Below are 4773 nucleotides of genomic sequence, written 5' to 3' on the forward strand. Positions count from 1 at the left end.
CTGCGCCGCGCGGGCCGCGAGCGCCCGAGGCCCGTCCGCCACCGCGCCGAGGTGGAGTGCGCCGAACAGCTCCCGCGCCCGGAGCTGCCGCGCCCACCTCGCGAGCGACCGCCAGCCACGGGCGGCGTCCCCGCGACGCGTCCAGTCGCTCGTCCGCCGCCGCACCTCCTCCGCGCCGAGGCCGCACAGGGCCCACAGCGCCAGGGCGAAGGCAATCGCCTCCCCGCTGAAGTGCTTGCGGCGAGCGACGGACGGCGGCACCACGCGCATCACCGCGCCACAGGGCTTGCAGCGGTAGCGGCGGCACAGCACCCCCCGGCATTCCGGCGCCCCCTCCGGAGTCGGCGGGCCGCGCTGCTGGCGCTCGACGAGCCCGTGTCCATGGAGGCCCAGCCCGCCGCCTTCGTAGGCTCCGCGCCCACACGCCACGCAGCGCCTCGGCCGTCCCTCGTCCACGGAGGGCGGCCAGTTCTTGACGTCGCCCTCGAAACGGACGACTCCTCGGGTGTCCCGGTTCTCTTTTCGCAGGGGTTTCCGGGGCCCGCGCATGAGGGTGTTGCCGCACCCTCTGCGCACCTTCCTCCCCGTCCTCCTGGCCGCCTGCTACATCAGCGGGCGCGGCGCTCCAGTTTCTCGCCGACGATGGGCGGGCGGCGCGACCCCATCACGCAGCCGGCTCGAACTCGGGCCTCGCTCCCTCAACCAGGGTGCGCGGTAACAGTTGAGCTGCCGCTGACCGCTCACGTTCGCATGGGCACGGCAGCGTGGGTCATTCACCCGACCCGCGCGACCGCGCTGATGCAGCTCAAGGATTCGGGCATCTTCATCTTCCGTCAGGAGATGCTCGACAAGGGCACGATTTGCGGATTCCCCTTCGTGATGACGACGCGCGTCCCGGTGACGCGAATCACGTTCTGTACCGACTGGCGCCAATTCATCTACGGGATCGACGAGAACCTGATCCTCTCCGAGCACGACACCCGCGCCGAGTACGACGAGACGACCATCCGAGCGATCGTGAAGGGCGACTTCAAGCTGCGCCAGCCGAAGGCGTTCAGCTCGATCACCTACTAACCCGACGGCGTGACACCGGGGCAGCTCGCACAGTGCCGATCCCGACTGGGTGAAGGGGCGCCCGGGGGATGGGAGAGCGAGCTGCTCGTCGCGTACCTGCTGCCGTCCGATCACGTCGCCGCCTACAGCGTGCCGCTCGTTCGGGTTCTTTTTGTCCTCGCTGATATCGACGCCGAAGTAGCGCTTCACGAGCAGCGCGAGCGGGTATCGAGCGCCTTCGTCATCGTCGAGCTTCCGCCCGGTCGTCGGGTCGACGCCGTGAAGCCCCTACGCGATGTCGATCAACGCTTCGCGGATCGCCACGTCATGTAGCCGCCCCGCGTCGAGCGCCGCAAAGATGGGCTCAATCAAACGCGGGTTGTCTGCCGCCATCACCCCGAGGTCGAAGGCGAGATTCGCGCCGACGATATGCACGTCGGGGTCGGCAATCGTGTTGCTGAAAAAGTGCCGGGCCTGCGCCTTGTCGAGTAGCCACTCGCTCCCGGGGTCGCGCGTCGCCACGCTGCCGCACACAAGAGGGGGCGCCATCAGGCCCGGGCGCTTGCGATGGGTCTCAGTGTCAAACGACCAAATCTTCAAGCCGCGCGCCTCTATTGGCTGCCTGCGTTGATGGGCTGTCAGGATTGCCGTAGACCCTCCGTGTGATAGGATCCGCCCATGACAGACACGACAGAAAAAAAGCAATTCAGAGTGCTTGAGAAGCCCAGGCAGGTTCACAACGCCGACGTGCTCTTTGACAGCAACGTCATCCGGGCGAACAGTCCGCTTGCAGAGCGAACACTCTTTGGGCTGACTGACCTGCTGGTGGAGTATCCCGACCAAGGCGACATCTGGTTTTCGCTTCTGTCGCTATATGAAATGCTCGCCCCCAGAAAGCCTGCTAGGCAAATAGCTGTGCTGACGGCATTTCAAAATTTATACAGAAGGTTTGGCGAGCGCGTTAAGTTCTTCGGACCCGGCAGGTTCTCGTCGATCCGTTGCGAATGGGAAAGTGCTGGGCGGGTTCAATCTGCACCCGCAAATGCAATAGATAAATTGGTAAGTGATTCAATCGCAAAGGGCGAGCTTGTCGCAGAGCTGAAGGCGGCCCGCGAAGATTGGGAAGCTGCCAAGGCAGAGTTGCGAAAGGAGCACGACGCGAAAGTAGCTAGATGCAGAGCTGAGTACGAGTCTAACCCTGTGTTTCGCGATGAGATCAAAGAAAGTCTTGTGCAATTCGGAACGGAAAAGGCTCTTGATCAGTGTGACGATGTAGTCAGTCGCTTGCTTGTCAATGTCCTTAATCGCCCAGCTGATGACGTTCGGTTGGCAAAGGAACGGCCATCCTCATTCAACTGCACTTGGACTTACGCCCTGTTGACGCGCTTGGCTGATTTTTCGGCGACACTCACCGAGGAGGAGCGCGAGAAGAACTTTAAGCGGTATGGTCGACTTCTGGAGTTTGACCAAAACGACTTTATCGATGCCTATGTTGCTTCGTTTGGGGGAAAGTGTGGAATGCTCATTACGGATGACGAAGGGCTTATTCGAAAGCTAAACGCCATTCACGATGCCCACCCCTCAATTGTTAGGCTACAGGGTTTTACGGTTGAAGACGCCTTCATTGCCTACAACCCTCCGAACGGCCGCAAGCGAGACCGGACGAAGCAGAACCCTTGAGTCATAGGACGACATAAGCGTGCTCGGAGCCGGCTCCTTCGACTCCGAGCACGCCCGTGCTGCCGCTACTTGAGCGCGTCGGCGAGCGTCGGGAGCTTGCTCGCCTTGCGCGACTGCTCGACCTGCGCGAGCTGCTCGTCGTTCAGCTCGACGTGCGTCCAGCGGTAGCCGCTGATGACCTTGCCCGGCTGCCCATCCTTCGCGGGGAGCTGCTTCGGGTAGACCTCGCACCCGATCAACAGGTGGGTGCCGGCCTGGCGCTCGTCGAAGAACTTCTTCAGCACGGCCGGGTTCGCGAACTCGAATTCGTCCGCGCCGACGAGCGTCATCAGGAACGACTTGAAGCGCCCGCCGCCGCCCTTCTTCTGGTCGGTCAGGTTCTCGACGTAGTCGACCGTCTCGCCCGGCCGGCTCGCAGCCTCGCCGCCCGTCAGGGGCGCGGACTCGCGAACCTTCAGCTCGGCGATCGCGCTGTCACCCTTGAAGCCTTCCTTCGTGCGGATGACCTCCACTTCCAGGAGGTAGCGACCGAAGCGCGGATAGCGCCCACCCGCCGCCTGATCGGTCGCGATCTTCGTCAGTGCGTTGTTCACGTTGCTTGCTTCCTTCGCTTGGGGTTGTGTCGGCGGCAGCGCGTAGCGAGCGCCGACAGGCCCTAAACGCGTGCGCTTTCCGTGCGTGGTTCGGGGCCTACGCAGGCATCGAACTTACGGCTGAGCCGAGTTTGGACTGCGGCACCGCGCACGTCCGGAGCGCGAAAGGCCCCTCAAGCCGAACCCTCTAAAGTGCTCGATAGGCCGCCTTGCCGCCATTGACTAGAGTCGACTGTGGTATCGTCCTGGTGAGCCCGTAGCCGTCCATGGCGCAGAACGATCACCAACATATTGATTGGAAACAACATGTCCCACGCCGCTTTGAAGTTGAGTCGTAGCTACAGAAAATCTCTCACCGCGTCGTTGCGGCCGACCAATCCTAGCCAAAGCGATGATTGGGAAAGACGATTCTCTTTGTGTTCGGAGCGGCTACTGAGTGCCGTCGTCTTCCGGGAGACTGCCTTTGGAACTTTCCAGAAGAACGGAAGCGCGATTTTGCCCTTCGTCGGCATTTACTACTCGCTCTTTCACATGGGCGTCGCAATGCTGTGTATCGACTGCGCAACAAAGCCTGGACAAGTCAAGCGGATGAATCATGGCAGACTCCAGAAAATGCTTAAAGAAAAGCTCGTGAAAAGAGGTCTTCTGAAAGCTCGATACGTCAAGGATCTTGAAAGAGCCCAAGTTTTACGAGAACGCGTTAACTACGTGGTCGGAGGAAAGCGTATTGATGATCCGCACTTCTTAAAGGAAGCCATTCCAGTCTGGCACGAAAAGATCGGCGGTCATTTTCAGGACGCGCTAAGGTTCATTAATGCTGTGCAAGAGGAGTACACAGCAACGCCCGGGGCACTGGCGATGCCAATCGCCGCCGCCATTGGAGACGATATCGGCGACGAGGTTTACCGTATGTATCTTTCCGACTCAGACAAGAGGCGCGTGGTTCGCTATCTTATCAAGAACAATCTCACTACATGAGGGCCAAATCTGCCGGAGGTCATGTCAATTGTATGCCGCGAAGCACAGCTTCTGTCGCGTGCCTTCCGTTTCTTCGATGAAACGCGCGAAGTCGCGTGCCTTCCGGAATGCGTCAATCAGCTCGTCGGTGTGCTGGTACAGCTCGACTTCGCACTCGTCGGCGAGCTGTCCCTGACGGTGGATGCGCCCGATCGCCTGTTCCCATGCCGCGCCGTCGGCGGGTGGATTCCCGAAGAGCATTCGCGAGAACGCCGTCAGGTTCTTACCGGTGCCATGGGCGCGAAGCGACGCGACGACTGACCGCTTGCCGCTCTCGCGGATGATGGTGCTCAGCCGCTCAAGCGCGGGAACCTTCGGCTCATGCACGGCCACCAGATCGCGAAGATGCTGCCTAACACTACTGCGTCAGGGCCCCGAGGGGTGAACGGGGAGACCGAGCAGGCTGCGTGAGGTGCGTCGGTGGTTGGGG

At 61.5% G+C, this 4773-nt stretch carries 6 protein-coding genes and 1 pseudogene; 3 read left to right on the forward strand and 4 right to left on the reverse strand.

Features of this window, described 5'->3' with window-relative positions; translation table 11 throughout:
* The coding region (locus K8638_RS43875) for a hypothetical protein (protein ID WP_223760756.1) at positions 1–576 on the reverse strand (576 nt) is incomplete at its 3' end.
* A gap of 144 nt (positions 577–720) precedes the next feature.
* Between K8638_RS43875 and K8638_RS43880 the strand changes: the two are divergent.
* A pseudogene (locus K8638_RS43880) lies at positions 721–1074 on the forward strand (phage major capsid protein); the annotation flags it as partial.
* 267 nt (positions 1075–1341) lie between these two features.
* On the opposite strand, the gene K8638_RS43885 reads toward K8638_RS43880, so the two are convergent.
* Positions 1342–1653: a hypothetical protein gene (locus tag K8638_RS43885; protein ID WP_223760757.1), complete on the reverse strand. Its 312-nt coding sequence runs from the start codon at positions 1651–1653 to the stop codon at positions 1342–1344.
* Between the two features lie 78 nt (positions 1654–1731).
* Here K8638_RS43885 and K8638_RS43890 point away from each other — a divergent pair, with 78 nt between their 5' ends.
* Complete coding sequence (locus K8638_RS43890) at positions 1732–2733, forward strand: hypothetical protein (RefSeq protein ID WP_223760758.1); 1002 nt, start codon at positions 1732–1734, stop codon at positions 2731–2733.
* Between the two features lie 65 nt (positions 2734–2798).
* Here the strand turns inward: K8638_RS43890 and K8638_RS43895 are convergent, their stop codons facing one another.
* A complete protein-coding gene (locus K8638_RS43895) occupies positions 2799–3326 on the reverse strand; it encodes a hypothetical protein (RefSeq protein ID WP_223760759.1) in 528 nt (175 codons plus the stop codon).
* Positions 3327–3632: 306 nt separating this feature from the next.
* Here K8638_RS43895 and K8638_RS43900 point away from each other — a divergent pair, with 306 nt between their 5' ends.
* The gene (locus K8638_RS43900) at positions 3633–4304 is read left to right on the forward strand and encodes a hypothetical protein (RefSeq protein WP_223760760.1); all 672 of its coding nucleotides are present in this window, start codon (positions 3633–3635) and stop codon (positions 4302–4304) included.
* Between the two features lie 24 nt (positions 4305–4328).
* Here the strand turns inward: K8638_RS43900 and K8638_RS43905 are convergent, their stop codons facing one another.
* Entirely contained in the window at positions 4329–4670 is a 342-nt protein-coding gene (locus K8638_RS43905) for a hypothetical protein (protein WP_223760761.1), read from the reverse strand.
* Positions 4671–4773: the final 103 nt, after the last annotated feature.

The organism is Myxococcus sp. RHSTA-1-4 (genome assembly GCF_020037125.1).
In the GTDB taxonomy this organism is placed as follows: Bacteria; Myxococcota; Myxococcia; order Myxococcales; family Myxococcaceae; genus Myxococcus.

Bases quoted from the DNA above. Each gene is read 5' to 3' on its own strand.
- K8638_RS43890 (WP_223760758.1), top strand. From the start codon at position 1,732: ATGACAGACACGACAGAAAAAAAGCAATTCAGAGTGCTTGAGAAGCCC.
- K8638_RS43900 (WP_223760760.1), top strand. From the start codon at position 3,633: ATGTCCCACGCCGCTTTGAAGTTGAGTCGTAGCTACAGAAAATCTCTC.